Raw genomic sequence first — 26,015 nt, 5'->3', positions numbered from 1 at the left:
ACGCCGCCGTCACTGCTCGCGGGGAATGAGGACCCACAACGCCAGGTAGGCCAGCACCTGCGGCCCCGGCAGCAGAATCGAGGCGACCGCCAGAACACGGACGATCGTCACATCCCACCCAAAGCGTTGCGCGAACGCCGCACACACCCCGCCGATCATCTTCCCGGTACGGGGGCGTCGCAGTGCAGTAGTAGTCATGAACTCACCGTAGGCCGACGAAACGCCCTGGCACATCGGGGAAGTCCCTGATCTTTGCCGTGTAGAAGCTCAGCATTTCAGGTCCACGTAGACAGTTCCGTGGTCCAGAATCTTGGTCGGAACCGATCTGGAATCGGCCCCCACAGGCCTCTCGTACAGGTACACCGGGGCGCCCTCCTGAACCCGAGTTACTGTGCAGTCTTCAAGCGGCAGGTTCCCCACCCGGTTCAGGATGACGTAATTTCCTTGCTCTTCAAGGGAACTGATCAACGCCTCGACGTCGCCGTAACCCTGTGGCCCCGCATGCGCAACAGCCGCCAGCGCCACTGCCGCAACAGGGAGAACTACCACCATGGCATCCAAAGCTGTTGCGAAATACCCGGATTTGGTCATGTGCTGACGCTATGAATCAAGATCACGAAAGACATCAGGGAAGCCCCTTATCTTTCCCTGATCTTGAATAGCGGGTCGCGGTACTACAGGCCCCGGCGAGGGGCACTTAAGGTAACGCGCATGGCCATCGATCAGCCGCAAGACCTGACTCCCCCACCCGGCGTCGAGCTACTGCGGACAGATCCCGCGCTCCCACCGGTCGGCGTGATCGACAATCGGGCACCCTCACCCACCGCCCGCGTGGTCCTGCTGCTGGTGGCACTGCTGGGTGCCTTCGCCTGGACCATGATCGCCCTGCTGCGCGGGGAACATGTCAATGCCGTCTGGTTTGTCGTCGCGGCCATCTGCACCTACCTGATCGGCTACCGCTTCTACGCCAAGCTGATCGAGCGCAAGCTCGTCAGACCGCGCGATGACCGCGCCACCCCTGCCGAGGCCCTGGACAACGGCAAGGACTTCGTCCCCACCGACCGCAGGGTGCTGTTCGGCCACCACTTCGCCGCCATCGCCGGCGCCGGGCCCCTGGTGGGGCCGGTGCTCGCCGCGCAGATGGGCTATCTGCCCGGGATCATCTGGATCGTGGTGGGCGTCGTGCTGGCGGGCGCGGTACAGGACTACCTGGTGCTGGTGATATCCACCCGGCGCGGCGGCCGCAGCCTCGGCCAGATGGCCCGCGACGAGATGGGCACCGTCGGCGGTATTGCGGCGATGGTCGCGATCTTCGTCATCATGATCATTCTCATCGCGGTGCTGGGCCTGGTCGTCGTCAACGCCCTCGGCGAAAGCTCGTGGGGCGTGTTCTCCATCGCGATGACCATTCCGATCGCGCTGTTCATGGGCGTATACCTGCGCTACCTGCGACCGGGGAAGGTCAGTGAGGTCACCGTCATCGGGGTGGCACTGCTGCTGGCCGCGATCATCTCCGGCCGCTGGGTCTCCGAATCGGGCTGGGGTGAAACATTGTTCAGCCTCGACAAGACCACCATCGCCTGGCTGATGATGTTCTACGGCTTCGCCGCCTCGGTGCTTCCGGTGTGGCTACTGCTGGCTCCCCGCGACTACCTGTCGACATTCATGAAGGTCGGCACCATCGCCATGCTGGCCATCGGCATCCTGATCGCACGGCCGGTCGCACAGCTTCCGGCGATCAGCGAATTCGCCTTCAACAGCGCGGGACCGGCTTTCGCCGGCTCGCTGTTCCCCTTCTTGTTCATCACCATCGCCTGCGGTGCGCTGTCCGGGTTCCACTCGCTGATCTCCTCGGGCACCACACCCAAGCTGCTGGAGAAGGAGAGCCAGGCTCGTTTCATCGGCTACGGCGGCATGCTCACCGAGTCGTTTGTGGCCGTCATGGCCCTGGTCACCGCGGCAATCCTGAACCAGCACTTGTACTTCGCGATCAACGCTCCCACCGCGGCCACCGGGGGGACCGCCGAGACCGCGGCCGCCTACGTCAACGGCCTGCCACTGAGCGGCCCGAAGATCACCGGCGACCAGCTGACCCAAACCGCTCGCGACATCGGCGAGACCTCCATCGTTTCGCGCACCGGCGGCGCACCCACCCTCGCCATCGGGATATCGCATGTCATGTCCGACGTGTTCGGCGGCAGCGGCTTCAAGGCCTTCTGGTACCACTTCGCGATCATGTTCGAGGCGTTGTTCATCCTCACCACCGTGGACGCGGGCACGCGGGTCGCCCGGTTCATGTTGTCCGATTCGCTCGGGAACCTCGGCGGGCCACTACGCCGCTTCAAGGACGCCTCCTGGCGGGTCGGGGCCTGGATCTGCTCGGCGATCGTCGTGGCCGGCTGGGGCTCGATCCTGCTCATGGGTGTCACCGACCCGCTCGGCGGCATCAACACCCTTTTCCCGTTGTTCGGCATCGCCAACCAGCTGCTGGCCGCCATCGCCCTCACGGTGGTGACGACGATCGTCGTCAAACAAGGGCTGTACAAGTGGGCATGGATTCCGGCCCTACCCCTGGGCTGGGATCTGATCGTCACCATGACGGCGTCCTGGCAGAAGCTGTTCTCCACGGACCCGGCCATCGGGTACTGGAAGCAGCACCAGCTCTACGCGGCCGCCCGCGACGCGGGCCTGACGAGTTTCAAGACCGCCAAGACCCCCGAGGCCATGGACGCCGTGATTCGCAACACGTTTGTCCAAGGGACGTTGTCGGCCATCTTCGCCTCGTTGGTGTTGGTCGTCGTCGCGGCGGGAGCCTGGACCTGCCTGCGCGCGGTCCGGGCGGGCGGCCTACCGACCAGTGAAGACCCGGCGGAACCGTCCGCACTGTTCGCGCCCAGCGGCTTCCTGCCCACCGACGTGGAGAAGCACGTCGAAAAACAATGGTCAGCACGTGAACTCACCGGGACCTCACCATGAAGATGATCAAGGGATTGGTGTGGTGGTTCACCTCGGTCATGGGCGACCACGACTATCAGCGGTACGTGGAGCATCTGCGGCGCCGCCACCCCGGTGCTGCGGTGCCCACCGAAGCCGAGTTTTGGCGGGCGCGCTACGCCGATGCCGACGCGAATCCGTCGGCGCGATGCTGCTGACACAAGCACGCTGACGGGCACCGTTACCGAACATCCGGCGCGGCACCGGTACCTTTCAACATGTGACAGGTCAACGCGCCCGCTCATCGGTGGAAGCCGATCATCGGTCGGCACACCCCGATATCCCGGGCGTGCCATGGTGGGGCGCCATCCTCATCGCGGTTGCCGGAACCCTGTTTGGTTTCGCACTTGACGCGATGATCAATGGCGAGAAGCTGACCGGCGCGTTCGCTGGCTGCTACGCGGCGGGATGTGTCGTGGCGGTTCTCGCGGTCCGCTACGCATCGATCTTCACCGCCGTCGTGCAGCCGCCGCTCATCCTCTTCGCGAGCATCCCGATGGCCTACCTGATCATGTCGCAGGCACCGCTTGCCGGGGGCAAGTCGACAGCGATCACCATCGGGTACCCCCTGATCGAAAGATTCCCGCTGATGATCAGCACCGCGTTGGGTGTATTGATCATCGGAGTGGTGCGCTGGTACTGGGGAATCTTCTCCGGCAGGCCGGCCCGGGACAAAACCGCCAAACCCGCCAAGCCCAAGGCCACCAAGTCGGCCAAGCCGCGAACGACCCGGACCCGGGTGCAGACGCTGGTCGACGCGGAGACCGACGCCACGGCCAAGACCGGGGGAACTGCCGTGCGCAGCCGCCGTCCCCGCGTCGAGGAGGCCGCCGCACGGACACGCCATGGGCGTCACGAGTCCCCGACACGCCGCCGTCCCACCCGTGATTCCGAGCCCGTGTCGCGGCGGGCCTCGTCGATAGGCACCCCCTGGGAAGACGAGCGCCCGATGCGCACCGAACGCCGCCCGGCACGCCGGCTCCGCGACGAATACGACTATGACGACTACGGGTACGACGAGCGGCCCCGATACCGGGAGCCGCGGGCAGAGGCCCCACGCGAGCCGCACCGGCCTGCCGTCAGGTACCGGGACGAACGTCCGCCGGTACCGCCGCGGCGCCGCCAGGACCGGTACGACGCCTGGGACTACGACCGCTAGCCAGAGCGCCGCGAGGCCCGCAGTTCACGCGGCAGCGCGAACACCAACGTCTCGTTGGCGGTGGTGACCGGCTGCACCTCGCCGTATCCATGCTCGGCCAGCCGCTCCAGCACACCGCGCACCAGCACCTCCGGCACCGAAGCACCCGAGGTGACGCCGACCGTGGTCACTCCCTCGAGCCACGCCGGATCGATGTCCTCGGCGTAGTCGACCAGGTAGGACGCCCGCGACCCCGCATTCAGGGCGACCTCAACCAGCCGCACCGAGTTCGACGAGTTACGCGAACCGACGACAATCACCAACTCGCATTCCGGGGCCATCGCCTTCACCGCGACCTGGCGGTTCTGGGTGGCGTAGCAGATGTCGTCACTGGGCGGGTCCTGCAGCGTCGGAAAGCGCTCACGCAGGCGCTGCACCGTCTCCATGGTCTCGTCGACGCTCAGCGTCGTCTGGGACAGCCAAATGACCTTGTTCTCGTCACGCACCGTGACGTTGTCCACCGCGTTGGGGCCGTCGACCAGTTGTACGTGGTCGGGCGCCTCACCGGCGGTGCCGATGACTTCCTCATGGCCTTCGTGGCCGATGAGCAGAATGTCGAAGTCGTCACGCGCGAAGCGCTTGGCTTCCTGGTGCACCTTGGTGACCAGCGGGCAGGTGGCGTCGATGGTCTTCAGATTGCGTTCGGCGGCCTTCTCGTGGACCGTCGGCGCCACCCCGTGGGCCGAGAAGACCACGATGGCGCCCTCGGGCACCTCATCGGTCTCGTCGACGAAAATGGCGCCGGCCTTGGCCAGCGTGTCCACCACATAGCGGTTGTGCACGATCTCGTGACGCACGTAAACGGGGGCGCCGTGCTTCTCCAAGGCACGCTCCACCGTTTCGACGGCACGGTCCACACCCGCGCAGTAGCCGCGCGGCTCAGCCAGCAGCACGCGCTTGCTGATCGCCGGGCCGACTGTGCGCATCGCGGTGCTCACCATCCCCGGAGTGCCCATATCGACTGCAGCCATAGTTACCAGCTTACGGCCCAGCCTTTCGCTGCACGACCGACGTAAGGCAAGCTTGAACCTATGATTCGTCCTCCGTTCGGCGTCCGGTTGCTTCTAGGGGTCGCCGCTACCGTTCTCGAAGAGACTCGCAAGCTGCCTCAGGCGGTGCTGACGTACCCCATGACGGCCGCGAGCCAGACGGTGCAGAACTTCATGCGGTTCCAGCAGACCGTCACCGAACTGGCCATCAAGGGCGACGAGGCCTGGGAAAACATCTTCCCGCCGACCGAAGAGCAGCCGGAGTGGGCGACGTTCGACGAGGACCTCGACGAGCTGGACGCGCCCGAGCACGACGAGACCCAGGCCACCGCCGTTTACGAGGACGCCGCGGAGCGAATGACACAAGGTCGCTTTGCCCTGTACTCATCGGAGCCGGCCGCCCCCGAGACCGAATCGGCGCCGGCCACCGAGCCCGAGACCGCCGCCGAAAAGGCCGCACCGCGCAAGGCACCGGCGAAGAAGGCCGCCGCCAAAAAAGCCCCGGCGAAGAAGGCCGCACCCGCGGTGCCCGCCGAATCCGCCGATCCGAACGCGCCCGACGTCGTCACCGAGCTCGGCTATCACGACCTGACACTGGCCCAGTTGCGGGCGCGGCTGCAGTTGCTGTCGGTGGGTGAACTCGAGGAGCTGCTGGCCTACGAAGACGCTCACAAGGCCCGGGCGCCGTATCAAACCTTGCTCGCGAACAGGATCACCCGCGCCGCTGCCCGTGGCTGATCCGGGAACCAGCCCCGAGAATCCCTGGCCGGTCCGGGCTGTCGCCACCCGGGTCGCCAAGTGGATCGACCGCCTGGGACAGGTGTGGGTGGAAGGGCAGCTGACACAGATCGACGTCCGGCCCGGCAGCAGGACCGTGTTCATGGTGCTGCGCGACCCGGCGGCCGATATGTCGCTGACCGTGACGTGCCCGCCGGATATGGTGCGCAACGCGCCGGTGAAGCTGACCGAGGGCACCCAGGTGGTGGTGTGTGGAAAACCCACCTTCTACACGGGGCGCGGATCGTTCTCGTTGCGACTGAGCGAGATTCGTGCCGTGGGCATCGGCGAACTGCTTGCCCGCATCGAACGGTTGCGTCAACTGCTGGCGGCCGAGGGGCTCTTTGATGCGCGCTTGAAGCGTCCGGTCCCGTTCCTGCCTGCCCGCATCGGACTCATCACCGGCCGGGCCAGCGCCGCCGAGCACGATGTGACCTCGGTGGCCACGACACGTTGGCCCGCAGTGCAATTCGCGATACGCAACACCCCGGTGCAGGGCCCGCACGCGGTGGCCGAGATCGTCGCCGCCCTGCAGGCGCTGGACGCTGATCCTTCGGTGGATGTGATCGTGTTGGCCCGCGGCGGCGGCAGCGTGGAGGATCTGCTGCCGTTCTCGGACGAGACCTTGTGCCGGGCGATTTCGGCCTGCCGCACCCCCGTGGTGAGCGCAGTCGGACATGAGCCCGACAACCCGCTCTCCGATCTGGTGGCGGACCTGCGTGCCGCGACGCCCACCGACGCGGCCAAGAAGCTGGTGCCCGACGCCGCGGCCGAGCAGGCATTGATCCTGGATCTGCGGCGGCGCTCGGCGCAGGCGCTGCGCAACTGGGTTCAGCGCGAGCAGCGCGGGTTGGATCAGGTACGCAGCCGGCCGGTGCTGGCCGATCCACTCCGGATGGTCTCCGTACGGCAGGACGAAATCGACGGCGCACGAAACGCTTTACGTCGCGATGTACGGCGGCTGGTGGACATAGAGTCTCAGCGGGTCGAGCATCTGACCGCGCGGCTGACCACGCTGGGCCCGGCGGCAACCCTGGCCCGCGGATACTCGGTGGTGCAGCGCGTGCGCGACGATGGCACCGTGGAGGTGCTGCGGACCGTTGCCGACGCACCTGTCGGCGCACCGCTGCGAGTGAGAGTTTCAGACGGCGCCGTGACCGCGACCGTGACAGGAGAGGATTCATGACGGAATCCGGCAAGCCGGTAGACACATTGGGATACGAGGAAGCGCGCGGCGAGCTGATCGAGGTCGTGCAGCAGCTTGAGCAAGGCGGGCTGGATCTGGATACCTCACTGGCCCTTTGGGAACGCGGCGAGGCACTGGCCAAGCGCTGCGAGGAACATCTCGCGGGGGCACGCAAGCGCATCGAGGACGCCCTGGATTCCGACTAGCGCCACGCGGCTCCAGTAGTGTCACGGCATGTCTGACACGACGGCACACAGCGGACTGGACGGGCTCGACACTCCTTTCCTGGCCGTCGATCTGGCGGTGATGGACCGCAATATCGAGCGGCTGGCTGGGCGTCTGCGCGGCACCGGCATCCGGCTACGGCCACATGCCAAGAGCCACAAGTGCATCGAAATCGCCCGGCGCCAGATTGACAGTGGCGCGATCGGCCTGACCGTCGCCACGGTAGGCGAGGCCGAGGTCTTCGCCGAGGCCGGATTCATCGACCTCTTCATCGCCTACCCGCTGTGGGTCACCGCGCAGAAAGCACGTCGGCTCCGGCAGGTGGCGTCCCGGGCAGCGTTGCGTGTGGCGGTGGACTCCGCAGCCGGTGCTCAACAGTTGGCCGAGCATCTTGGCGATCTGCCCATCACCGTTGTCATCGAGGTCGATTCCGGGCATCACCGCACTGGAGTCGCCCCAGACCAAGCCGGTCCGGTTGCGGCAGCAGCGCGTTCGGCCGGGCTGAACGTCGTGGGCATTTTCACCTTCCCCGGCCACGGCTATACGCCGGGGCATCGCGCGGAGGTCGCCGCGCAAGAATCACACGCGCTCGATACGGCCGCGGCAAGCCTGCGCGCCCAGGGGATCGATCCCTCGGTGCGCAGCGGCGGCTCCACCCCTACCGTCGGCGCGGCCGACGACACCGTACTCACCGAGGTACGCCCGGGCGTCTACCCCTTCAACGACGCGCAGCAGTTGGAGCTGGATGTCTGCACGCTCGATGACATCGCACTGTCCGCGGTCACCACCGTGGTGCATGCTCGCGGCCGGACCGCGGTCGTGGACGCGGGCAGCAAGATCCTGGGCGCCGACCGACCCGGTTGGGCCACCGGCTTTGGTCGCGTGATCGATGAACCCGACGCCCGTATCGTCGCGCTGTCAGAGCACCATGCGACTATCGAATTTCCCGGCGCCGCACCACCTCCCGGCACGCGCCTGCGCGTCGCCCCGAATCACCTGTGCAACGCGGTGAATCTGGTCGACTCCTTGGTTATCGACGCGGCCGATGGTGTCCGGCACTGGGCGGTGGCGGCACGGGGCGCCAACACCTAGATGGATATCGAGATCAACGTTTTGCAGCAAGACACCAAGAAGAACCCTGCATTTCGTCGATTTCGACGCGTCAGGACCTAACGGGGAAGTGGCGTGGCCGTCTGTACGGCGCGTGCGACGGTCCGGAAGGCATCGGTATCCCCGGCCCCGGTGACACCGACCGTCACTGTGTTGCCCAGCCGGGTAACCCACAGCGGCTCGACACCTTCATCGCCCTCGTACGCCACCCAGTGCACACCGTCGACGTCCTCTGGCCCGCGCGGCACCAGGGAGGTGTTCACCTTCGGCACGAGTCTCTCCTCGGGCGCACCGCTTTGCAGTACCGCCATATACGCGCCTGACGGGCTCAGATACCCGACCCTCGAGAGCGGTACTCCGTCAACACTGTCGCGGCCACCGGAGTTCGCGCGCCACCCCTCGGGCAGCGACGGTTCGCGGATCGGGAACGAGAACTGCCGGGCATCGGCCTGCAACGCGGCGTGCGCGTCGTAGGAGGGCGGCGCACCCGTGGTCGGCCCGCTCGGCGTGAACGAGCACATGCCCAGCACCCCAGCCAACACGATGCACACCAGCACGAGCGGCGCCATCGACCAGAACATGTCGCGGCCGTCCTGGAACAAACGCGGCTTGGCGGGCCTGGGTGCGGGCACGGCGATGCGATCGTCGGGTCCTGGATCTCCGCTTGCATCTGCGCTGCCTGCCACGCCTCCCATACTCGCAGGCCCGCATGAAAGAATCACATCCCATGAGCCCGTCGCGCAGAGAAGCCCCTGACCGTAACCTGGCGTTAGAGCTGGTCAGAGTTACCGAGGCGGGCGCCATGGCCGCGGGCCGGTGGGTCGGCCGCGGGGAAAAGGAGAAGGGCGACGGTGCCGCCGTCGACGCCATGCGCGAGCTGGTCAACTCCGTTTCCATGCGCGGTGTGGTCGTCATCGGCGAGGGCGAGAAGGACAACGCCCCGATGCTCTACAACGGCGAGGAAGTCGGCAACGGCGACGGTCCGGACTGCGATTTCGCGGTGGATCCGGTGGACGGCACCACCCTGATGAGCAAGGGCATGCCGAACGCGATCTCCGTACTCGCGGTTTCCGAACGCGGCGCCATGTTCGACCCGTCTGCCGTCTTCTACATGGAGAAGATCGCCGTCGGCCCCGACGCCGCCGACGTGATCGACATCACCGCCCCCGTTTCGGAAAACATCAAGCGCGTGGCCAAGGTGCGCAGCTGTTCCGTCTCCGACATTACGGTCTGCATCCTGGATCGGCCCCGTCATGGCGAGCTGATCCAGAACGTTCGCGAAACCGGCGCGCGTATCCGCCTCATTTCCGACGGCGACGTGGCCGGCGCCATCTCCACCGCCCGACCCAACTCCGGCACCGACATGCTGCTGGGTATCGGCGGCACCCCCGAGGGCATCATCGCCGCGGCCGCCATGCGCTGCATGGGCGGCGCCATCCACGGCAAGCTCGCGCCGCGCGATGACGAGGAACGACAGAAGGCCATCGACGCGGGCTACGACCTCGATCAGATCCTGACCACCGAGGACCTGGTCTCCGGCGAGAACGTCTTCTTCTGCGCGACCGGTGTCACCGATGGTGACCTGCTCCAGGGCGTCCGCTACTTCGGCGGCGGCTGCACCACGCAGTCAATTGTGATGCGTTCCAAGTCCGGCACCGTCCGGATGATCGAGGCCTACCACCGCCTCACCAAACTCCGCGAATACTCCGCGGTCGACTTCATGGGCGACGACGACGCCACCCACCCCCTCCCCTAATTCCATCATCGACGACGAGAAGGAAAACCATTGTCTGAACAGCAGTACCGCATCGAGCACGACACCATGGGCGAGGTCCGGGTGCCCGCGGAAGCACTGTGGCGCGCGCAGACCCAGCGCGCGGTCGAGAACTTTCCCATCTCGGGACGCGGCCTGGAGCGCACGCAGATCCGGGCCCTCGGCCTGCTGAAGGGCGCCTGCGCACAGGTCAACAAGGACCTGGGGCTGCTGGCTGCGGAGAAGGCCGATGCGATTATCGCTGCGGCACAGGAGATCGCCGACGGAAAGCACGACGACCAGTTCCCCATCGATGTCTTCCAGACCGGCTCGGGCACCAGCTCGAATATGAACGCCAACGAGGTGATCGCCAGTATTGCGGCACAGGCGACGCCACCGGTTGTCGTGCACCCGAATGACGACGTGAACATGTCGCAGTCCTCCAATGACACCTTCCCGACGGCGACCCACCTGGCCGCGACCGAAGCTGCTGTGCGCGACCTGATTCCGGCACTGGAGTACCTCCAGCAGGCACTGGCCACCAAGGCCAAGGCCTGGAAGACCGTCGTGAAGTCCGGCCGCACGCACCTAATGGACGCGGTTCCGGTGACGCTGGGCCAGGAGTTCGGCGGCTACGCCCGTCAGATCGAGGCCGGCATAGAACGGGTCAAGGCGACGCTGCCCCGCCTCGGCGAGCTGCCCATCGGCGGTACCGCCGTGGGCACCGGCCTGAACGCCCCCGACGGCTTTGGTGCGAAAGTTGTTGAGGTACTGAAGCAGTCGACGGGCCTGTCGGAGCTCAAGACCGCTTCTGACTCGTTCGAGGCACAGGCCGCCCGTGACGGGCTGGTTGAGGGCTCGGGCGCGCTGAAGACCATCGCGGCATCGCTGACCAAGATCGCCAACGACATTCGCTGGATGGGCTCGGGCCCGCTCACCGGCCTGGGCGAGATCCAGCTTCCCGATCTGCAGCCCGGCAGCTCGATCATGCCCGGCAAGGTCAACCCGGTGCTGCCCGAGGCCGTCACACAGGTCGCGGCGCAGGTCATCGGTAACGATGCCGCCATCACGGTGGGTGGCTTGTCCGGCGCCTTCGAGCTCAACGTGTACATCCCGGTCATGGCCCGCAACCTGCTGGAGTCGTTCACGCTGCTGGCCAACGTATCTCGCCTGTTCGTCGACAAGTGTGTCGATGGCCTGGTGGCCAACGAGGATCACCTGCGGACGCTGGCGGAGTCCTCGCCGTCAATCGTTACCCCGTTGAACTCGGCCATCGGCTATGAAGAAGCGGCGGCCGTCGCCAAGGAAGCGCTCAAGGAGCGCAAGACGATTCGGCAGACGGTCATCGATCGCGGCCTCATCGGCGACAAGCTGAGCATCGAGGAACTGGACAAGCGCCTCGACGTGCTCGCCATGGCAAAGGTGAAGGACTAGCCAGTCCCGTCACCCCGGGCGCCTAGTAGGACGGCAGGACGATGTCCTCCCAGGTGACGGTGATGTTCGGTGGCTCGATACCGATGATGTCGGTGACCACTGCGGCAGCTCGCTTCCGCAGTGCGTCACCGTCGTCGATGTAGGTGCTGTCCCGGTCGGCTGCACCAACAGCCACCAGGTTGATACGTATTGCCGTCACCGCCTGCCCGGCCACGTTCACGTCCACGGCAGCAATCGCCGCTGACGCCTCGGCGGCGAGCTCGGCCAGGTTCGATGTCAAGGCCTTCGCCAACGCCAGATGACTGACAGTGATCCCCGGGATTGCGGTGTTGATCGGCTTGCCCCTGCGCGGCAATGCGGCGATCCGGTGTGCGACGGCGGTGCGCAGCTGCTCCAGGGCCGATCCGCCTTCGCTCCACGGTGCGGTCGGTTCAGCGCCATCTGATCCCCCGTCGAGCTCAGCCAGTCGGCGGGTGGCATCGGCGATCCATGCCGTGGCATCCGCCACGGCATCGTGATTGTCCCCGTTTCTCGCATCCATCAGGTCTCCAGTGTTACGCCATATGCCGGAAGCTGTACAGCGGGCGGATTGAATGTGATCTGCGCGTTCACTCACGGGCGGAAGTCCTTAAGCGTCTCCGCGAGCCGCTTGCGGGTGCGCTGCAAGTTGCCGCGAACCGAGCCCTCAGTGGTCCGAAGAACAGTCGCTATCTCCGCCAGAGGTAGGTCATAAACCTCACGTAACCACCAGGCCGCACGCGCCGCATAGGGCAGCTGCGACAGCTCGCGGCTCAACGCCGCAAGGAAATCACCGTCCAAGGCGCGTTCACTGGGCCCCGCGCCGGCATCGGCAACTTCAGGTACTTCGTCGATATCGAAGTCGCGACGGCGCCGCCGCATGGCGTCAACGGTTTTCCGGGAGGCGAGCGAATACAACCAGGTTCGGAACTGGGACCGAAAGGCAAAGGACGGCAGCCCTTTCCATGCGGCGATGAACGTCTCCTGGACGATGTCGTCATACTCGGCCCGCTCCGGATACGTGCGGGCAACGAATCTCAGCAGCGCGGGGCCATGCCGGACGACCAGAACATCGAACGCCTCGGAATCACCTTGCTGAGCGCGTCGAGCAAGCATCTCGTCCGACAACGACGCCAGTAGTTCGCCCCGAGGCAAGAGCGGCAGCACCACTGTGTCCCCTGTCGTCGCGAGTACGAAATGTGTGTTAGGTCTCGTCGGCGTGCGCAGTTCCCACCGTTGCCCGACGAACTCATTGTGCCGGACAAAAATGTCCGGAAATTGAGACAAGTCGAAGGAGAAGCTGATGACCACGGCAACCCAGACCCGCGAACTGAGCTCGTCGAAGCAAGTCGACAAGTCCGGTAATGCCGTCGAGAAGGTCTCCAACCACGGCGTCACCACCATCGCCGACGTGGTGGTCTCCAAGATCGCCGGGATCGCCACACGCGAGGTCGACGGTGTCTACGACCTGGGCGGCCAGGCCGCCCGCGTCGTGGGCAAGCTGCGTGAGACGCTGCCCGGTTCGCCCAGCCTTACGCAGGGAGTGAGTGTCGAGGTCGGCGAACGTCAGGCAGCCATCGACATCGGGATCGTGGCCGATTACGGGATCGCGATCCACGACCTGGCCGAGGGAATTCGCAGCAACGTTATCTCCGCCGTCGAGAACATGACCGGGCTCGAAGTCACCGAGGTCAACGTCACCGTGCATGACGTGCACTTCGCCGACAGTGATGACGACGCGTCCGACGCCGGAGAGCCACGAGTCCAGTGACGGACGCGACCGGCGAGCGGGTCGATCGCGTGGTCGCGGCCGTGACCGCCATCGACGGCGTCATCGGCCTCTATTCCGGGGGCCTCGGAGTCGCCGCCACGCACCTGCCCGGGCGGACGGTGCGTGGCGTGCGGCTGGGGGCCGAGGGCGGCGAGGTTCACGTGGTGCTCGACCTTCGGTCGGGTCTACTCGACGTCGCGGCCCGGGTGCGCCAGGCCGCCAGCGAGGCAGCGGGTGTACCGGTCGTCGTGGTGGTGGACGACGTGGCAGTCGCCGAAGCACAAGCCTGATCGCCGTGCTGAGTGTGGAACGGCAGGCACGCCGTGAGGCCGTGCGAAAGCATCACCCCGACGCGGGTGGATCGGCGGAGGCACTGATGGCAGCGCTTCAGGCGCTGTCCGGGGAACGGGCCCCGCGGCGCGCTGCGGTCCGGGTGCAGCCAACCTGGCGCGGCCGGCTCAGGGCGCTCACGAACGCAGCCCGCCGACGGCGTATCCGGCGGCAACGCACCAAATATCTCGAGAGGAGATGACGGGAATGAATGGAAATTACGCAGTGATCGGCCTTTTCGCGGGCCTGCTGCTGGCGATCGCAGTGGTCACCGGTGGCCTTATCGGATTCCTCCTTGCGGTGGTGTTGGCCGGAGCCGGCGGCGCGCTCGGCGCGCATCTCGACGGCACCATCGATCTCACCGCGCTCGGTCGCCGCGACCGGAGCTGACGATGGCGACCACTACTGGGACGGTGCCGGTGCGTGGGGCCACCCGCGTTCACGACCGGGTACGCCATCGTTTGATTGAGCATGCCGTGCTCTCGGTACCTGGAGTGGTTCGCCACCAGAGCTTGGCGCCCGGTCGAGCGCTGCCGTCGATCGCCATAACCGATGACACCCGCCCGACGGTGAACGTCAAGATCGCGGCGACCTGGCCCATTGACGGCGGAAATCTTGCCCAGGCGGTCCGGACAGCGGTGGCCCGAGAACTGCACGAATCGCTCGGCGAACAAACGGCTGACGTCTACGTGCGTATCGCACGGATCGAAAGCAATCGCACGCCGGCCGAAGTGGCCGACGCGTATGCCGCAGCAGCCGATGACCCGTACGAGACCGATTCCGCAGCAGCGGTGAGTAGTAAATACCGGGGACCGCACCGTGTGGCCGGGGCAACCGTCACCAGCATCCTCGTCGCCATCGGACTGGTCATCGCGGGCGTGGTCGTATTGCGGGACGCAGCAATCGGTGCGGGGTGGGCAGACGGTTCGATGTGGGCAGCCGCCGCGACCCGATGGGCGCAGCACGCGCATTGGATGTGGTGGACCTGGCCCGCAGCAGCGGCGGCGGGCATCGCGGGACTGACCTTGCTCGTCCTTACCGTGAAGCCGCGACGCCGCACCCATGTCGCGGTGGGCGACGGCATCTTGGTGCCTCATGCATCAGCGCACCGATGGTCCGACGAACATCGCGCACTTCTTGAGAAGAAGGGCGGAACCAATCAGTGACACGCACAACCCAATTCATCGACAGGCTACTCACCGCCCTATTGGGCGTCGTGTTGCTGACAGGCGCGGTGTGGCTGATCGGCTATGGCACCGACGCTCGCCTGGCTCGCCGGGCGGCGGCGGCAGTCGACCCGCAAGCCCCGGCCCGCGCACTCGAATCGCCATGGCTCCCAGCGGTGCTCGCTGGAGCCGGAGTCGCCACCGTCCTCATCGGCCTATGGTTGCTGCTTGTCCATCTGCGCCCGACATCGGTGCACAGTCTCGGCGACAGCGACAGCCAGGTCGACCTGTCCAAATTGGCCGACGCAGCCGCCGATGACCTGGCACGTCACCCTGCCGTCCAGAGCGCCCGCGCGATGACGCTGCGCGACAAAGGCCGCCCCGTGGTAAGAGTTACCGTCGGCGTCTCGCCCCACACCCCGACGACCGAGATCCGCCGCCTTGCGCGGCGATGCGGAGCCGATCTTCGGTATGCAGCCAACAGTGACCTGGACTTTCAGCTCGTAGTCAAGGACATAGCACCGGAAAAACTGCGTCCGCAGGTTGTCTAGGCCCCCCGTGTTCAGCGACCTTCTCGCCGACACCTTCTCGCCGACTTTCCCGACGCGGATGAAAAAGCTTGGGTGCACTCGTGAATCGAGCTGCCCCGAGATGAGGTAACGATCAAGCACCGCCCACTGGAAAGGAGCCCCCGATATGGGAATAGCCGACGACGCACAGAACAAGGCCGAAGACTTGAAAGGTCGCGCCAAGGAGGCCTTTGGTGCGGCCACCAACAACGACGACCTCAAAGCCGAAGGACAGGCGGACCAGGGAATTGCCTCCGCGAAGCAGGCGATCTCTGATGCCGCAGACAAGGTGAAAGAAGGCGTCGAGGCGGTCAAGGACAAGTTGACCGGCAAGTAGTTCCCGCCCGGTGTCGGGCCCGGCGTGGCGCACCCTCCCATGCCGGGCCTGCCACCGCTCACACGGCCGCGGCACCGTCACCGGGCGCAACTGCTCGGCATCGAAGTCCTGTGCCCGGTGTAATACGCCAGGTTTCTCGAATCATCCGGGTTTCCATACACCAGAAGGCCTTTCGCGTCCGGCCCGTTCGGGCCTGGTGCGCGGCGCGGAGCTGGCGCTCCACACTCCTATTGGCCGACGGCCGGTCCGCCCGCACCCTGGTTGGGCAGGTCGGTGATGGGGATGTTGGTCGCGGGCAACGGCGACGGAGTGTTCGGCAACGGTGGGATCTCCGATGCCGGAATGTCTTTCAACAGGTTTACCGGCGGACCGTTCTCTCTGCTGCCATAGCTGGTGCCGGGTTCACGGGGGCCGAGCAACTGCGTGACCGTCACCGCGTGATAGCCGTTGGCCCTCAACACGGGCAAGAACTGCTCCACCAGATCCACTGTGCTCGAATAGGTGTCGTGGAAAAGCACCACCGATCCCGGCTTGATCTGTGACATCAGAATCGCCCGGGTGGCGTCGGTGTTCGAATCGTTGGCCCAGTCGAACGGGATGACATCCCAGTTGATGTCGGCCAGCCCCTGTTTCTTGGCCTCGGCCAGCACCTGATCATTGATCAGTCCACCAGCGGTGCGGAACAGCTTGGGACGTTGGCCGGTCGCGGCTTCGATGGCGTCGCTGGCTTTGCTCAACTGACCCGCGATCGCCTCCGGCGGGATCGTCGTCATGTTGGGGTGTTCCCAGGTGTGACTGCCGAGTTCCATCCCGGCCTCCACTACTCGCTTGGCACCCGCCGGGTCGCGCTGCACCTTATTGCCGATCTCGAAGAAGGTGGAGTGCGCGCCGTTGGCCCGCAGAATGGCCAGCAGCCGATCGGTGAAGGGGCTGGGCCCGTCGTCGAACGTCAGCGCGACACACTTCTCGCGCTGGCAGTCCACCGGCTCGGCGAAGGCGCGCTGCTTGTCGGTGACGACGATCGCGGCCGCGATCAGACTTCCCACCGCGGCCGCGACCATGGTCCAACGAAAGACGTCACGCTTGGATAGCACGTCCAACAGCGTAGTAGCCGGTTCATCCCGGCATTACGCGGTGAGCCCGGGCCCGAACTCCTCCAGCATCTCCGTGACCAGCGCGGCGATCGGCGAACGCTCGCTACGCACCAGCGTGACGTGCGCGAACAGCGGATGTCCCTTGAGCTTCTCGATGACCGCGGCGACACCGTCGTGACGACCAACACGCAGGTTGTCGCGCTGTGCGACGTCGTGGGTGAGCACCACCCGCGAGCCGGTGCCCAGCCGCGACAGCACCGTCAGGAGCACATTGCGTTCCAGTGACTGCGCCTCGTCCACGATCACAAAGGAGTCGTGCAGCGACCGGCCCCGGATGTGGGTCAGCGGGAGCACCTCGAGCATGCCGCGTGAGAGCACCTCTTCGATGACCGCCGGCGACGCCAACCCCTCCAGGGTGTCAAAGACGGCCTGCGCCCACGGCCCCATCTTCTCGCTCTCGCTGCCCGGCAGGTATCCCAGCTCTTGGCCACCGACGGCGTACAGCGGACGGAACACGACCACCTTGCGGTGACTGCGGCGCTCCAGAACAGCCTCGAGTCCGGCGCACAGTGCCAGCGCCGACTTGCCGGTGCCGGCCTTGCCGCCGAGGGAAACGATGCCGACCGACTCGTCGAGCAAGATATCCAGCGCCACACGCTGTTCGGCAGATCGGCCGCGCAACCCGAAGACCTCGCGGTCGCCCCGCACCAGCTGTACCCGCTTCTCGGCGTTGACGCGACCCAGGGCGCTCGAGGTACCACCGAGGAGGCGGACCCCGGTGTGGCACGGAAGATCTCGCGCCGCTTCCAGGTCAACCTCGCCGGATTCGAAGAGCGAGTCGATGACATCCGCCGAGGTGTCCAGCTCGGTCATCCCGGTCCAGCCCGAATTCACCACGTCCTGGGCGCGATACTCGTCGGCCGCCAGGCCCACCGCACCAGCCTTGACGCGCAACGGGATGTCCTTGCTCACCAACGTAACCAGCTTGCCCTCGGCGGCGAGGTTGAGTGCGCACGCCAAGATCCGGGAATCGTTGGAGTCGGTGCGGAAGCCCACCGGCAGCACCGAGGGATCGGTGTGATTCAACTCAACGCGCAGTGAACCACCCTGCGTCCCAACAGGAATGGACTGATCAAGCCGGCCGTATTCTAGCCGCAGATCGTCGAGCATCCGCAACGCAGTGCGGGCGAACCAACCCAGCTCATGGTGGTGGCGCTTGCCTTCCAGCTCGCTGATCACCACCAATGGGATCACTACCTCGTGTTCGGCGAATCGGTTTGTAGCCCAAGGATCAGACAACAACACCGAGGTGTCGAGCACATAGGTACGGATTGATGAGCCGCTTGCGCGAAGATCATCAGCCTTGGTCCCAGGGTTCTTTGAAGCAGTCACCGAGCGCTCCTGACATCCGTGCGGCACCACACGCGATCTGTCGTGGACGCGGTCGGTACTGGGTGTGAACCGTCATACAGACGGTCCACATCAGGACCGGGGCCGGTCCTGTCGCTCTCGCCACGATCAGTACCTCCCGGATAGCAAAGCATGTCGCTAGCCATCGCTTTTGACGCTACTCGCACCTACCCACAGATGCCGCGCACCGAATCAAGCGTGTTGACTAACACCGGGTTAACGCACATTTCGTGCGAGTGTCGAGTTGCCCCACGAGAGCACACATGCACCTCACCACGGGGCAACGCCCGACGAAGCTCTAGAGGCGGTCGGTGACGCCCCACTTGTCGGTGAGTTCGCGAACCACGTCCTGCACGGTGGTCCCGTCGATGATTCCGGCCTCGGCCACCGTGGCGACCTTGTCCTCGTATCCGTCGATATCGGCACCGATGACCTTCAGCTCCGCGGCCCGCGCCTTGATGGCGGCGATGGTGTCCTCGGGGTGCAGGCGCAGGCATTCGAGCACGATGTTGCTGTACATCTGCTCGTGGCGGCGCTCATCCTTCTCGATGTTGGCGAGCAGGCCCTTGAGTACAGCGTCTTCCGTCTGCGCGGCGAGGTTCTGCACGAACACCGCGTGCATCTGCTCGAAGAACGCGTTGAACACCAACGTCTCGATCTGGCTGTATGAGTCGGCGCGGTAGCCCTTCATGACGTGAGCCAGCCGGGTGTCCTCATCGGCATTGGGATCGGCATTGCGGGTCACCACGAGGTACTCACGCAGCGCGATGGCGTGCAGGTTCTCCTCGGCGGTCCAGCGCCCGATGAAGTCCGCCCAGGGAATGATCTCCAGGGAGAAATGTTCCACCATCTCGCGGTGGTAGCCCGCCAGGTTGTCCTTGGTGATCAGCAGGATCTGGACGGCGTCGACGACAGCCTTGGGCAGCTTCACGTCGGAGGGCTCCCAGTCGCGTCCGCCCAAAAAGGCGAAGTTCTCGCCCTCGTCATAGGGGACGTGCTCGTGGGCGTACCACAGCTCCGCGGTGTCGCGGTGGCGATCGATGTTCTCGGCGACGACGTCCGTCAGCTCAAGAGTCAGCGCATTGGGTACAGGTTTCTGTGCCATGCGGTAACAGTAACCGGACGGAATCGAAATGTGAAATCGCCGCGCGACAGTTCCTTCTCGCGCCGACACGCCGTGTTTTGCATGGTTGTCCAGGCTGTTTGCAACAGAACGCGGCGTGTCGGCGGGACTAAGGTCCCTACAAAGTGAGGCCCGGGTACAGGGGGTTGGCGGCCAGCAGCTCGGCCGAGGCGGCCTTCACCCGCTCCGCCACTGCGTCGGCCAGGGTGTACTTGGCCTTGGAAGACCCATCGGCCTCGGTATTGGTCAGCACGTCGACCACCAGCTCGGCCACCTTGTCGAACTCGTCGGCGCCGAATCCGCGGCTGGTGAGCGCCGGCGTTCCGAAGCGGATGCCGCTGGTGTACCAGGCGCCGTTGGGGTCGGCCGGGATGGCGTTGCGGTTGGTGACGACGCCCGCGTCCAGCAGGGCCGATTCGGCCTGGCGCCCGGTGAGCCCGAAGGACTGCACGTCCAGGAGCACCAGGTGATTGTCGGTGCCGCCGGTGACCAGGCGCGCGCCCCGCTTGAGGAAGCCCTCGGCCAGCGACTTGGCGTTGTCGGCGACGCGCTGTGCGTAAGCCTGGAATGACGGCTGACGTGCCTCGGCCAGGGCGACAGCCTTGGCGGCCATCACGTGGGACAGCGGTCCGCCCAGCACCATCGGGCAACCCTTGTCCACGGCGTCGGAGTACTCGGCGGTGGCCAGCACCAGGCCACCGCGTGGGCCGCGCAGCGACTTGTGGGTGGTGGTGGTCGTGATGTGGGCGTGCGGCACCGGGTTCTCGTCGCCGGTGAACACCTTTCCGGCCACCAGGCCGGCGAAGTGGGCCATGTCCACGAACAAGGTGGCACCCACCTCGTCGGCGATCTCACGCAGCTTGGCGAAGTTCACCCGGCGCGGGTACGCGGAGTAGCCGCCCACCAACACCAACGGCTTGAACTCGCGGGCCGCGGCGGCCAGCGCGTCATAGTCCAGCAAGCCCGTCTCCGGATCGGTTCCGTAGCTGCGCTGGTGGAACATCTTGCCGGAGATGTTGGGCCGGAAGCCGTGCGTCAGGTGCCCGCCGGCGTCCAGCGACATGCCCATCAGCCGCTGGTTGCCGTACTGGTGACGCAGCTCCTCCCAGTCGGTCTCGGACAGGTCGTTGACATTGCGCACGCCCTTATCCGCCAGCGCCGGTGCCTCTACCCGGGTGGCCAGGATCGCCCAGTAGGCAACGAGATTGGCGTCGATACCGGAGTGCGGCTGCGCGTACGCGTACGGCGCGCCAAACAGCTCGCGGGCATGCTCGGCGGCCAGCGCCTCGACGGTGTCGATGTTCTGGCAACCGGCGTAGAAGCGGTGACCGATGGTGCCCTCGGCGTACTTGTCCGAGAGCCAGGTGCCCATGGTCAGCAACACAGCCGGCGAGGCGTAGTTCTCGCTGGCGATCAGCTTCAGCGAATCACGTTGGTCGGCAAGCTCTTTGCGGGTAGCGTCCGCGATGCGCGGCTCGATGGTCTCGATGACCTGCAGCGCCGACCGGTAGGCGGCGCTGGCGGTCTCGGCATACTGCGCACCCTGCGCGATATCGCTGGAGGCTGAAGTCGTCATGGCCATCAGCCTAGTCGGCGGCTACACCAACGTGGACGCCACCAGGGGCTCATCGAGCAGCCTGCCGAAGCGGGCCGTCAGCGACTGCTCCGCCGGGCGCCGATCCAGCCAGCCCTTCAACAATTGATAGCCCTCGACGTACGTGGAGATGTATGCGCGCCACAGCGGCGACGACAGGAATTTGAGCATGTGCCGGGCCCGCTCATCCGAGACCAGCAGCCAGCGTTTGAGAAAGGCGATGACGTCCTCGACGTCGCGGTGCTCGTCATGCAGCATCAGGGCGGCATCCTGGCGGACGTTGATCAGGCCGGCCCGAGCCCGCCCGATGGCCTGAGCCTGTTCGCCGTCGAAACGCAGCCCCAGGTCGGCATAGATCTCCTGCGCCCATAAGCCCCAGTCCTCGCCCACGGCGGCATAGAGCGCCAGGTCGGCGAGGCCTTCGGCCATCAGGCACTGCGGCGTGTTGACCAGGAATATCGTTTGCTCCGCTTGTTCTCCGATTCGCACCAGCCCTGCCTCCTTGCGGCAGTGCTCGGTGTGATGCCCCGGATACGACTCGTGCGCGATCAGGGCGGGCACGTTATTCAGGTACTGCTTGAGGTCGGAGTTGACCGCGACCGTGGAGCGATAATTGCCCTCGTAGTAGTTGAATCCCGACCACGGCTTATCGCTGACCACCTCGTACTTCACCGTCTCGGTGTCAGGCAGCGGAAAGTCCGCGCGCACCCGGTCGCGCAGCGCGCTGGAGAAGGCGTCCACACATTCCCGCAGCCGACTCGGGTCGATCTCCTGCGACCGGTCATAGGCGGTCTTGCGTTCCAAGAGTGAACCGCCTTCGGGTAGAACGTTTTCGAGCGCCTCATGGGCTTGCCGGTAGCGCTCTTCATCTCCCTTGGCGATGCGCACGTCGAAGTAGTCATGCACCTCGTCGACAAATCCGATGTCTTCGCCGGCGAACTTGCGCCCGGCACACGCCAGCGCCTTCAAATGAGTGTCGATGAACGCCTTGCGCGCCCCGTCGAGGTCACTGGCGGCCAGCTCCGCGCGCAGCGTGGTGGCCTGACGGGCGAGGTCGGCCGGGTTGGGCGTGGGTTCATTCTCGACACGCTGCCGCAGTGCGGGATCACCGGTGAAGGAGTCGACGTACCCGCTCTCAATACGGTCAAATCGCAGCCCGAGCAGCAGGTATTCGGTGACGACACTGTTCTTCGACTCGTCGTTATCGCCCATGTCACACAACCCTAGTGCCGCGTTCACGAATGGCTCCTGCAAGACTTGCGTTCATGCCGCGGCTGAGCGAGCCGAGCCCCTACGTGGAGTTCGACCGGAAACAGTGGCGCGCGCTGCGCAAATCCACGCCACTGGTCCTTACCGAAGAAGAGCTGATCGGCCTGCGTGGTCTGGGCGAGCAGATCGACCTGACCGAAGTCGCCGAGGTCTATCTGCCGCTGGCACGGTTGATCCACCTGCAGGTAGCCGCCCGGCAGCGGCTGTTCGCCGCGACGGCGACCTTCCTCGGCGACCAACATCCGGACCGTCTGGTTCCCTTCGTCATTGGCGTGGCGGGCAGCGTCGCCGTCGGCAAGTCCACGACTGCCCGCGTGCTGCAAGCGCTCCTGGCGCGGTGGGACCATCATCCACGCGTGGACCTCGTCACCACAGACGGATTCTTGTATCCCAACGCCGAGCTATCGCGACGCAACATCATGCACCGCAAGGGGTTTCCCGAAAGTTACAACAGACGCGGGTTGCTGCGGTTCGTCACCGAGGTCAAATCGGGCGCGCGGGAAGTCACCGCGCCGGTGTACTCGCACCTGCTGTACGACATCATCAAAAACGAGAAACATGTTGTGCAGCAACCCGATATCCTCATTCTTGAGGGCTTGAACGTGCTGCAGACCGGCCCCACGCTGATGGTCTCGGACCTGTTCGATTTCTCGATCTACGTGGACGCACGCATCGAAGACATCGAGCAGTGGTACATCTCCCGCTTCCTCGCGATGCGGTCCACCTCTTTTGCGAATCCCTCATCGCACTTCCACCATTACGCCAAGCTCTCCGACAAGCAGGCAACCCTGGCCGCACAAGAGATTTGGCATTCGATCAACCTGCCGAATCTGCTGGAGAACATATTGCCGACCCGCCCACGCGCGACGCTGGTGCTCCGCAAGGATGCCGACCACTCGATCAACCGGCTGCGGCTACGCAAGCTGTAATCGGTAATCCAGGTAGACCGACTGGTATATTCGCCTGATGATCAACAACGTGGTTGAAACCTGGCACGGCATCATTTCCGGCGCGAACCCCGAAGCACTCAACGATCTACTGGCCGACGACGTCGTCTTTTACTCCCCCGTGGTCTTCACCCCACAGCACGGCAAGCCGGTGACCGCGATGTACTTGCTGGCAGCCTTCGCCACCCTCGCCGGACCCGATAGCGGGTTCCACTACGTCAAGGAAGTCCTGGCCGGAAATCAGGCGGTGCTGGAGTTCGAATCCACCGTGGACGGCAAGTACATCAACGGCGTCGACATCGTCACCTGCGACGATGCCGGAAAGATCATCGAGTTCAAGGTCATGATCCGGCCGCTACAGGCCATCAACGCGATCCACGAGAAGATGCGCGCCGCACTCGCTCAGGCACAAGGCTGATTTTCACCCCGCAGCGCACGACCAACCAGTAGGTTGGCCGCCATGGACTATGACTACGACGTAGTCGTCATCGGGTCCGGTTTCGGTGGGAGCGTTGCGGCCCTCCGCCTCACCGAAAAGGGCTACCGAGTCGGCGTATTGGACATGGGAAAACGTTGGAAACGCGAAGATTTCCCACCGAATAACTGGCACGTGCGCAAGGCGATGTGGGCACCGGCGCTGGGCTGTTACGGCCCCCAACGTCTCACGGTTCTCGGCAAGACCTTCATCGCCAGCGCGGTGGGTGTGGGTGGTGGCTCGCTGATCTACGGCAACACCCTCTACGAGCCGTTGGAGCAGTTTTACGTCGACAAGCAGTGGGCGCATATCAGCGACTGGAAGTCCGAGCTGGCCCCGTATTACGACCAGGCCAGCCGCATGCTGGGCGTCGCACAGACTCCGCACACCACCCCGCCCGATGAGGTGCTGTTGGCGGTGGCCAAGGATCTGGGCGTCGAGGACACCTATCACCCCACCAACGTGGGCGTCTTCTTCGGCGACGAGCCCGGCAAGACGGTGCCCGACCCGTTCTTCGGCGGCGCCGGACCCGAGCGCACGGGTTGTATCGGATGCGCGGCCTGTATGACCGGCTGCAAACACAACGCCAAGAACACCACCGAGACCAACTATCTCTATCTGGCCGAACACGCTGGCGCACAGATCCATCCGTTGACCCAGGTTCTCGACGTCCGCCCGCTGGAAGACGGTGAGGGATACGCGGTCAGTACCAAGCAAACCGGGCGACTGTTACGCAAGAAGAAGCGCACGTTCACCGCGCAGCATGTGGTGTTCTCGGCGGCGTCGCTGGGCACCCAGCGACTGCTGCACAAATTCAAGGATTCGGGGTCGCTGCCCAATCTGTCGGAACGTCTGGGCGAACAGACGCGCACCAACTCTGAATCAGTGCCTATCGTCTACTCCCCCACCCGTGACGACTTCTCGCAGGGAGTCGCCATCACATCGTCAATTCACCCCGAACCCAACACCCACGTCGAAGTGGTTCGGTACGGGGAGGGATCGACCTTCCTGAGCATGTTGGGTACCAATATGGTCGACGGCGGCCCGTGGCGTTTCGCGCGAACCTGGCTGGCGAACCTGCGGCACCCCGCGATGATGTTGCGGTCGATGTTCCCCTACCGTGCCGCGCAGCACTCCATCATCGTGTTGGTGATGCAGTCGCTGGACAACTCGCTGACCACCTACCTCAAACGCGGAATGTTCGGCAAGAAGATGACCGCGAAACAGGGTTCCGGAGAACCGAATCCGGACTGGATCCCGGTGGCCCACGATGTCGCACGCCGCATGGCCGACAAGGTCGACGGATACGCGGGCAGTACGCATCTGGATTCGATGAACATCCCGCTGACGGCGCACTTCATCGGTGGCTGTCCCATCGGCGATTCGCCCGAGACGGGAGTGATCGATCCGTACCAACGAATCTACGGCCATCCCGGTCTACATATCTGCGATGGATCGGCGATCTCGGCGAACCTGGGAGTGAACCCGTCGTTCACCATCACCGCACAGGCCGAGCGCGCCATGGCGTTCTGGCCCAACAAGGGCGAGGCCGATCCACGCCCGGCGCTGGGCTCGGCATACCGGCGCGTCGCGCCAGTGCAGCCGAATCACCCGACGGTTCCCGAGTCCGCACCCGGTGCGCTGCGCTTGCCGTTGACACCGGTCTGAACATGAAGGTGCCGGGCCACCAAGCGGATGGCCCGGCACCGGCTCACTCTCAGCAGGTGAGCCATGTGAGCGGCTACGCGGAGCGCAGCCGCCGTAGTCCCAGGAACTGAATGTCCGCCATCACGGCGGTATAGACCCCGAAGGCGATGCACAGAGTCACCCCTGCGGTGGTCAGCGGTACCCATGTCATGACGCCGGCCATCACGTACAGCACGGTCGCCAGCAGGTTCGCGGCGATGTAGACGACGCCGATGGTGCCGAGCCTCGACCGGTCGGCGCGACTCAAGGCAAAGGCCAGTACTCCGTATCCGATCAGGGCGGCGGCGTGCCCGACCTGAAATTGCAACGAGGGGCCGAGCGGCTCCACGAGCCATTTTGCCGCGATCAACAGTCCGACGGCAGCCGTACCGGTGGCGACGCCGTCCAAACCGATCCCGAAGCGCAGAAGTGCATCGGGTTGGGCAAATCGGGTACGCAGTACCGAGGCGTTCTGTGAGGCGATGGACATTGGTGACTCCTTGGAAAGCTCCGGGGAAAAGCTGATACCGGAGACTCTGCTCGACAGGCACTGCCAGCTC

General features: G+C 65.2%; 30 protein-coding genes. 18 read left to right on the top strand and 12 right to left on the bottom strand.

Translation table 11 applies throughout. The annotated features are described in order from the left end of the window. Nucleotides 1-9 precede the first annotated feature (9 nt). Both MAB_RS06545 and MAB_RS06540 read right to left on the bottom strand, forming a co-directional pair. Complete coding sequence (locus MAB_RS06545; protein WP_005084324.1) at nt 10-234, bottom strand: PspC domain-containing protein; 225 nt, start codon at nt 232-234, stop codon at nt 10-12. Between the two features lie 33 nt (nt 235-267). After that, nucleotides 268-591, bottom strand: a complete 324-nt coding sequence (locus MAB_RS06540) for a hypothetical protein (RefSeq protein WP_005084322.1) — start codon at nt 589-591, stop codon at nt 268-270. Between the two features lie 120 nt (nt 592-711). Here MAB_RS06540 and MAB_RS06535 point away from each other — a divergent pair, with 120 nt between their 5' ends. The 3 genes from MAB_RS06535 to MAB_RS06525 all read left to right on the top strand — a co-directional run bounded on the left by MAB_RS06535 (nt 712) and on the right by MAB_RS06525 (nt 4,153). After that, on the top strand, nt 712-2,976 hold the full coding sequence (locus tag MAB_RS06535) for a carbon starvation CstA family protein (protein ID WP_005084321.1): 2,265 nt from the start codon (nt 712-714) through the stop codon (nt 2,974-2,976). Further along, a complete protein-coding gene (locus MAB_RS06530) occupies nt 2,973-3,152 on the top strand; it encodes a YbdD/YjiX family protein (protein WP_005074095.1) in 180 nt (59 codons plus the stop codon). Before MAB_RS06535 ends, MAB_RS06530 begins: the two co-directional genes overlap by 4 nt. Nucleotides 3,153-3,214: 62 nt before the next feature. Then, nucleotides 3,215-4,153 (top strand): DUF6542 domain-containing protein, encoded by a 939-nt coding sequence (locus tag MAB_RS06525; RefSeq protein WP_005110036.1) that lies wholly within the window; start codon nt 3,215-3,217, stop codon nt 4,151-4,153. On the opposite strand, the gene MAB_RS06520 is transcribed toward MAB_RS06525, so the two are convergent. Then, nucleotides 4,150-5,163, bottom strand: a complete 1,014-nt coding sequence (locus tag MAB_RS06520) for a 4-hydroxy-3-methylbut-2-enyl diphosphate reductase (protein WP_012296404.1) — start codon at nt 5,161-5,163, stop codon at nt 4,150-4,152. The genes MAB_RS06525 and MAB_RS06520 overlap by 4 nt on opposite strands. 60 nt (nt 5,164-5,223) lie before the next feature. Here MAB_RS06520 and MAB_RS06515 point away from each other — a divergent pair, with 60 nt between their 5' ends. The 4 genes from MAB_RS06515 to MAB_RS06500 are packed head-to-tail and all read left to right on the top strand — an operon-like array spanning nt 5,224 to nt 8,461. Next, a complete protein-coding gene (locus MAB_RS06515) occupies nt 5,224-5,919 on the top strand; it encodes a lipid droplet-associated protein (RefSeq protein WP_005110033.1) in 696 nt (231 codons plus the stop codon). Continuing rightward, nucleotides 5,912-7,144, top strand: a complete 1,233-nt coding sequence (xseA, locus tag MAB_RS06510; RefSeq protein WP_005110032.1) for an exodeoxyribonuclease VII large subunit — start codon at nt 5,912-5,914, stop codon at nt 7,142-7,144. The genes MAB_RS06515 and xseA overlap by 8 nt, the downstream gene beginning before the upstream one ends. Further along, nucleotides 7,141-7,350 carry an exodeoxyribonuclease VII small subunit gene (locus MAB_RS06505; RefSeq protein WP_005074080.1) on the top strand — a complete coding sequence of 70 codons (210 nt, stop codon included), beginning with the start codon at nt 7,141-7,143 and terminating at the stop codon, nt 7,348-7,350. Before xseA ends, MAB_RS06505 begins: the two co-directional genes overlap by 4 nt. A gap of 28 nt (nt 7,351-7,378) precedes the next feature. Next, the gene (locus MAB_RS06500) at nt 7,379-8,461 is read left to right on the top strand and encodes a D-TA family PLP-dependent enzyme (RefSeq protein ID WP_005092926.1); all 1,083 of its coding nucleotides are present in this window, start codon (nt 7,379-7,381) and stop codon (nt 8,459-8,461) included. 77 nt (nt 8,462-8,538) lie between these two features. Here MAB_RS06500 and MAB_RS06495 read toward each other — a convergent pair whose 3' ends face one another. Next, complete coding sequence (locus MAB_RS06495; RefSeq protein WP_005110031.1) at nt 8,539-9,111, bottom strand: DUF4245 domain-containing protein; 573 nt, start codon at nt 9,109-9,111, stop codon at nt 8,539-8,541. A gap of 95 nt (nt 9,112-9,206) precedes the next feature. On the opposite strand from MAB_RS06495, the gene glpX reads away from it, so the two are divergent. Both glpX and MAB_RS06485 read left to right on the top strand, forming a co-directional pair. Continuing rightward, a complete protein-coding gene (glpX, locus tag MAB_RS06490; protein ID WP_005084313.1) occupies nt 9,207-10,235 on the top strand; it encodes a class II fructose-bisphosphatase in 1,029 nt (342 codons plus the stop codon). Nucleotides 10,236-10,265: 30 nt separating this feature from the next. Next, nucleotides 10,266-11,666 (top strand): class II fumarate hydratase, encoded by a 1,401-nt coding sequence (locus MAB_RS06485; protein ID WP_005088586.1) that lies wholly within the window; start codon nt 10,266-10,268, stop codon nt 11,664-11,666. A 22-nt stretch (nt 11,667-11,688) separates the two neighbouring features. Here MAB_RS06485 and MAB_RS06480 read toward each other — a convergent pair whose 3' ends face one another. Together MAB_RS06480 and MAB_RS06475 are read right to left on the bottom strand one after the other, a co-directional pair. Then, nucleotides 11,689-12,207, bottom strand: a complete 519-nt coding sequence (locus tag MAB_RS06480; protein ID WP_005084310.1) for a hypothetical protein — start codon at nt 12,205-12,207, stop codon at nt 11,689-11,691. A 71-nt stretch (nt 12,208-12,278) separates the two neighbouring features. After that, nucleotides 12,279-12,839, bottom strand: a complete 561-nt coding sequence (locus MAB_RS06475) for an RNA polymerase sigma factor (protein ID WP_005092923.1) — start codon at nt 12,837-12,839, stop codon at nt 12,279-12,281. A gap of 148 nt (nt 12,840-12,987) precedes the next feature. On the opposite strand from MAB_RS06475, the gene MAB_RS06470 reads away from it, so the two are divergent. From MAB_RS06470 to MAB_RS06445, 6 genes are all read left to right on the top strand, one after another. Continuing rightward, on the top strand, nt 12,988-13,455 hold the full coding sequence (locus MAB_RS06470; RefSeq protein WP_005074067.1) for an Asp23/Gls24 family envelope stress response protein: 468 nt from the start codon (nt 12,988-12,990) through the stop codon (nt 13,453-13,455). Then, the gene (locus tag MAB_RS06465; RefSeq protein ID WP_005084306.1) at nt 13,452-13,745 is read left to right on the top strand and encodes a hypothetical protein; all 294 of its coding nucleotides are present in this window, start codon (nt 13,452-13,454) and stop codon (nt 13,743-13,745) included. Before MAB_RS06470 ends, MAB_RS06465 begins: the two co-directional genes overlap by 4 nt. Before the next feature lie 247 nt (nt 13,746-13,992). Then, nucleotides 13,993-14,175, top strand: a complete 183-nt coding sequence (locus MAB_RS06460; protein WP_005059390.1) for a DUF2273 domain-containing protein — start codon at nt 13,993-13,995, stop codon at nt 14,173-14,175. A gap of 2 nt (nt 14,176-14,177) precedes the next feature. Beyond that, on the top strand, nt 14,178-14,951 hold the full coding sequence (locus MAB_RS06455) for a hypothetical protein (RefSeq protein ID WP_005110030.1): 774 nt from the start codon (nt 14,178-14,180) through the stop codon (nt 14,949-14,951). Continuing rightward, entirely contained in the window at nt 14,948-15,502 is a 555-nt protein-coding gene (locus MAB_RS06450; protein WP_005084303.1) for a hypothetical protein, read from the top strand. Before MAB_RS06455 ends, MAB_RS06450 begins: the two co-directional genes overlap by 4 nt. A gap of 145 nt (nt 15,503-15,647) precedes the next feature. Continuing rightward, entirely contained in the window at nt 15,648-15,857 is a 210-nt protein-coding gene (locus tag MAB_RS06445; RefSeq protein WP_005088593.1) for a CsbD family protein, read from the top strand. A gap of 227 nt (nt 15,858-16,084) precedes the next feature. Here the strand turns inward: MAB_RS06445 and MAB_RS06440 are convergent, their stop codons facing one another. From MAB_RS06440 to MAB_RS06420, 5 genes are all read right to left on the bottom strand, one after another. Beyond that, nucleotides 16,085-16,951: a polysaccharide deacetylase family protein gene (locus tag MAB_RS06440; protein WP_005084301.1), complete on the bottom strand. Its 867-nt coding sequence runs from the start codon at nt 16,949-16,951 to the stop codon at nt 16,085-16,087. Between the two features lie 33 nt (nt 16,952-16,984). Then, a complete protein-coding gene (locus MAB_RS06435; protein ID WP_005088595.1) occupies nt 16,985-18,343 on the bottom strand; it encodes a PhoH family protein in 1,359 nt (452 codons plus the stop codon). 316 nt (nt 18,344-18,659) lie between these two features. Further along, nucleotides 18,660-19,466: an acyl-ACP desaturase gene (locus MAB_RS06430; protein WP_005084299.1), complete on the bottom strand. Its 807-nt coding sequence runs from the start codon at nt 19,464-19,466 to the stop codon at nt 18,660-18,662. A 136-nt stretch (nt 19,467-19,602) separates the two neighbouring features. Further along, nucleotides 19,603-21,060: a glycine hydroxymethyltransferase gene (locus tag MAB_RS06425; RefSeq protein ID WP_005110028.1), complete on the bottom strand. Its 1,458-nt coding sequence runs from the start codon at nt 21,058-21,060 to the stop codon at nt 19,603-19,605. A 21-nt stretch (nt 21,061-21,081) separates the two neighbouring features. Further along, nucleotides 21,082-22,290, bottom strand: coding sequence for a DUF885 domain-containing protein (locus MAB_RS06420; protein WP_005084297.1), 1,209 nt, complete (start codon nt 22,288-22,290; stop codon nt 21,082-21,084). Between the two features lie 53 nt (nt 22,291-22,343). Between MAB_RS06420 and coaA the strand changes: the two genes are divergently transcribed. Genes coaA through MAB_RS06405 form a run of 3 tightly spaced genes read left to right on the top strand, consistent with a single transcriptional unit; the run spans nt 22,344 to nt 25,437 of the window. After that, on the top strand, nt 22,344-23,276 hold the full coding sequence (coaA, locus tag MAB_RS06415; protein WP_005059370.1) for a type I pantothenate kinase: 933 nt from the start codon (nt 22,344-22,346) through the stop codon (nt 23,274-23,276). 37 nt (nt 23,277-23,313) lie between these two features. Next, nucleotides 23,314-23,712: a nuclear transport factor 2 family protein gene (locus MAB_RS06410; protein WP_005110027.1), complete on the top strand. Its 399-nt coding sequence runs from the start codon at nt 23,314-23,316 to the stop codon at nt 23,710-23,712. 42 nt (nt 23,713-23,754) lie between these two features. Then, nucleotides 23,755-25,437, top strand: coding sequence for a GMC oxidoreductase (locus MAB_RS06405; RefSeq protein WP_005084295.1), 1,683 nt, complete (start codon nt 23,755-23,757; stop codon nt 25,435-25,437). A 73-nt stretch (nt 25,438-25,510) separates the two neighbouring features. Here MAB_RS06405 and MAB_RS06400 read toward each other — a convergent pair whose 3' ends face one another. After that, entirely contained in the window at nt 25,511-25,945 is a 435-nt protein-coding gene (locus tag MAB_RS06400; RefSeq protein ID WP_005084294.1) for a hypothetical protein, read from the bottom strand. Between the last annotated feature and the right edge of the window lie 70 nt (nt 25,946-26,015).

This window comes from Mycobacteroides abscessus ATCC 19977 (assembly GCF_000069185.1).
Lineage (GTDB): Bacteria > Actinomycetota > Actinomycetes > Mycobacteriales > Mycobacteriaceae > Mycobacterium > Mycobacterium abscessus.
Note: the sequence above shows the minus strand (reverse complement) of the source record. Positions and strands in the feature narration are given on the sequence as shown.